The organism is Hydrogenophaga sp. (genome assembly GCF_051007235.1).
Lineage (GTDB): Bacteria > Pseudomonadota > Gammaproteobacteria > Burkholderiales > Burkholderiaceae_C > Hydrogenophaga.
In genome coordinates, this window is record NZ_JBPCSJ010000016.1 from 1 (window position 1) to 2926 (window position 2926).

The 2926-nt window shown below is 64.5% G+C and carries 5 protein-coding genes and 1 pseudogene; 3 read left to right on the forward strand and 3 right to left on the reverse strand.

The window, feature by feature from the left end; genetic code table 11:
- The 3 genes and pseudogenes from ACR2JA_RS00525 to ACR2JA_RS00535 form a co-directional block, all read left to right on the forward strand.
- A pseudogene (locus ACR2JA_RS00525) lies at positions 1-219 on the forward strand (rubredoxin); the annotation flags it as partial.
- 145 nt (positions 220-364) lie between these two features.
- Entirely contained in the window at positions 365-577 is a 213-nt protein-coding gene (locus ACR2JA_RS00530) for an AbrB/MazE/SpoVT family DNA-binding domain-containing protein (protein WP_434007186.1), read from the forward strand.
- Positions 577-972 carry a type II toxin-antitoxin system VapC family toxin gene (locus tag ACR2JA_RS00535; RefSeq protein WP_434007187.1) on the forward strand — a complete coding sequence of 132 codons (396 nt, stop codon included), beginning with the start codon at positions 577-579 and terminating at the stop codon, positions 970-972. Before ACR2JA_RS00530 ends, ACR2JA_RS00535 begins: the two co-directional genes overlap by 1 nt.
- A 123-nt stretch (positions 973-1095) precedes the next feature.
- Here the strand turns inward: ACR2JA_RS00535 and cynS are convergent, their stop codons facing one another.
- The 3 genes from cynS to ACR2JA_RS00550 all read right to left on the reverse strand — a co-directional run.
- Positions 1096-1539: a cyanase gene (gene cynS, locus ACR2JA_RS00540; RefSeq protein WP_434007188.1), complete on the reverse strand. Its 444-nt coding sequence runs from the start codon at positions 1537-1539 to the stop codon at positions 1096-1098.
- A gap of 45 nt (positions 1540-1584) precedes the next feature.
- Positions 1585-2475 (reverse strand): ABC transporter ATP-binding protein, encoded by an 891-nt coding sequence (locus ACR2JA_RS00545; protein ID WP_434007189.1) that lies wholly within the window; start codon positions 2473-2475, stop codon positions 1585-1587.
- On the reverse strand, positions 2465-2926 hold a 462-nt coding region (locus ACR2JA_RS00550), incomplete at its 5' end, for an ABC transporter permease (protein WP_434007190.1). The genes ACR2JA_RS00550 and ACR2JA_RS00545, both read right to left, overlap by 11 nt.

Genomic DNA, 2926 nt, shown 5'->3' on the forward strand with positions numbered 1-2926 from the left:
GCGGTGGACGCGGCCACGCTGCAGACCAGCGACCCGCGCATCCACGCGCTGGGCGACTGCATCACCATCGCCGGCCAGGCCAGCCGCTACATCGAACCCATCGGCCGCCAGGCCCGCGCCATCGCCGCGCACCTCTGCGGCCGCCAGCCGGTGCCCTACGAAGCAAAACCAGCCGTGGTGCGGGTCAAAACCACCTCGCACCAGATGACCTTGCACTGATTGGTCCCCCCTGCGCCGCTTCGCGTCACCCCCCAGGGGGCGGCACTGGCCGTCCGGCAAAGCCGGCCCGGCGGTGCTCCCGACCGGTGCGCGTGGTGTTTGCGGTATTCTTACCGAATTGATATCGATCGATTTCGGACCAGACATGCCAGCCACCGCCACCCTCTCCAGCAAGTTCCAGATCTCGATTCCCAAGGCTGTTCGCGACGAATTGCAATGGGAAGCCGGGCAGGAGTTCGTCTTCATTCCCAAGGACAAGGGGGTGCTCATGATGCCGGTGCCTGGGCTCGACGAACTGGCCGGCATCGCCAAAGGTGCGCGCAAGGACGGCTACCGCGATCGCAAGGACCGCTACTGATGGCCGCGCCTTTGCGCGTCGTCGACACATCGGCCTGGATCGAATGGCTCATCGCCTCGGCCGTCGGCAAAAAGCTCGCCAAGGAGCTGCCTGAAAAAGCCCTCTGCATCGTCCCCACCATCGTGCAGCTGGAGTTGAGCAAGTGGCTGTGGCGCGAACTGGGTGAGGCGCAAGCCGACCAGGTGATCGCCTACACGATGAAATGCCGGGTGGAACCACTGGACACGGCGACCGCGTTGCTGTCTGCCGATCTGCACCGCCGGCACAGGCTCGCCACCGCCGATGCCATCGTCTATGCGACGGCGGTGCAGCACGGCGCCGAACTGCTGACGTGCGATGCGCACTTCAAGGACCTGCCAGGCGTGGTGCTGTTTCCCAAGATCGCTGCCCGGTGACACCGACGCGCCACACGGCGCACGTGCCCTCAAGCCAGGGCACCCGTGGAACGGGCTTTGCCCGGCCACAGGGTGCGTCCCCCCGCGCAGCAGGGGGGAAGCCGCGTGAGCGGCGCAGGGGGGTCAATATTGTTTATACGGCAGGAACTTGCCCGACATCACGATGTTCACGCGGTCGCCGTTCGGGTCGGCCTGGCGCTGCAGGTCCATCTTGAAATCGATCGCGCTCATGATGCCGTCGCCGAACTCTTCGTGGATCAGTTCCTTGAAGGTGGTGCCGTACACGCTGACCAGTTCGTAGAAGCGGTAGATCAGCGGATCGGTGGGCACGCTGGTGGGCAGCGAGCCCTTGTAGGGCACGACCATGAGCCACTTCTGCTCGTCGGCGCTCAGGCCGAAGATCTTGCCCAGCACCTTGGCCTGGGCCGGCGTGGCCGTCATCTGGCCCAGGCACAGGGCCGTGGTCCACTCCTTGGACTGGCCCACCTTCTTGGCCACATCGGCCCAGCTCAGGCCCTTGGTGACTTTGGTGGTGATGATTTTTTCGGTGACGGCGAGTCGGCTCATGGTGTTGCCTCTTGGTGTTGAAGAAGAAAAGGAAGGGGGTGTTCGTCAATGCGCTTTCGCGCGACTGACGAGGAAATCAACGATGTGATTTCTGAGGTCGTAGTAACCGTCCAGGTGGTGCAGCTGAGCGCGGGTGCGGCTGCGCGGCAGCGGGTTGACCACCACCTCGGCCATGCCGCCGGGGCGGTAGCCCTGATCGGTCTCCTGGCCGTTGGTCATGAGCAGGATGCGGTCGGCCAGCAGGATGGCTTCGTCCACGTCGTGGGTGATCATGAACACGGTCTGGTGCGTCTCGCGCACGATGGCCATCAGCTCGTCCTGGATGGTGCCCCGCGTGAGCGCGTCCAGCGCGCCGAAGGGTTCGTCGAGCAGCAGCATCTTGGGCTGGATGGCGAAGGCGCGTGCGATGCCCACGCGCTGCTTCATGCCGCCCGAGAGCTGGCTGGGCTTCTTGTCGATGGCGGGCAGCAGGCCCACCAGCGCGACGAACTTTTCGACATGCACGTTGACCTGCGGCGTCTTCCATTCGGGCCAGCGCGACTTGACCGCAAAGGCGATGTTCTGCCGCACGGTGAGCCAGGGCATGAGCGCGTGGCTCTGGAACACCACGCCGCGCTCCAGGCTGGGGCCGGCGATTTCGCGGCCGTCCATGAAACAGTGGCCACTGGTGGCGGTGTCCAGCCCGGCGAGCACGTTGAGGATGGTGGTCTTGCCGCAGCCGCTGTGGCCGATGATGCAGACGAACTCGCCCTTGTCGATGGTGAACGAGACATCGGCGAACACCGGCTTGTCGGCCTGGTAGGCCTTGGCGAGCTGTTCGACCTTGAGAAAACCGGACATGGGGGAAGCCTTTTCGGTGGGGGCGTTCACACGCGCTGCAAGGGTGGCGAGGGCTGCGAGAGGGGTGCTCTGGCGCACGCTGGTGTCACTCCACATAGGTCACCGCCTTCTGCAGCTGCGCGAACATCAGGTCCAGCAACATGCCGACCACGCCGATCAGCAGCACCGCGAAGATCACGTTGGTGAGCGACAGGTTGTTCCACTCGTTCCACACGAAGTAGCCCACGCCGGTGCCGCCCACCAGCATCTCGGCCGCCACGATCACCAGCCACGCAATGCCCATGCTGATGCGCATGCCGGTGAGGATGGTGGGCGCCGCGGCGGGCAGGATCACGTGGAAGGCCTTGCGGATCGGGTTGACTTCGAGCGTGCTGGCCACGTTGAGCCATTCGCGTTTGACCGAGGCGACGCCGAACGCGGTGTTGATCAGCATCGGCCAGATCGAGCATATGAAGATCACGAAGATGCCGCTGACGTCGGAGTCCTTGAGGGTGTAGAGGGCCAGCGGCATCCAGGCCTTAGTATTTTTGGTATTGAGCACCTGAAG

Coding starts and splice junctions, on each gene's coding strand:
- ACR2JA_RS00535 (WP_434007187.1), top strand. CDS start 577: ATGGCCGCGCCTTTGCGCGTCGTCGACACATCGGCCTGGATCGAATGG.
- ACR2JA_RS00530 (WP_434007186.1), top strand. CDS start 365: ATGCCAGCCACCGCCACCCTCTCCAGCAAGTTCCAGATCTCGATTCCC.
- ACR2JA_RS00545 (WP_434007189.1), bottom strand. CDS start 2,475: ATGTGGAGTGACACCAGCGTGCGCCAGAGCACCCCTCTCGCAGCCCTC.
- cynS (WP_434007188.1), bottom strand. CDS start 1,539: ATGAGCCGACTCGCCGTCACCGAAAAAATCATCACCACCAAAGTCACC.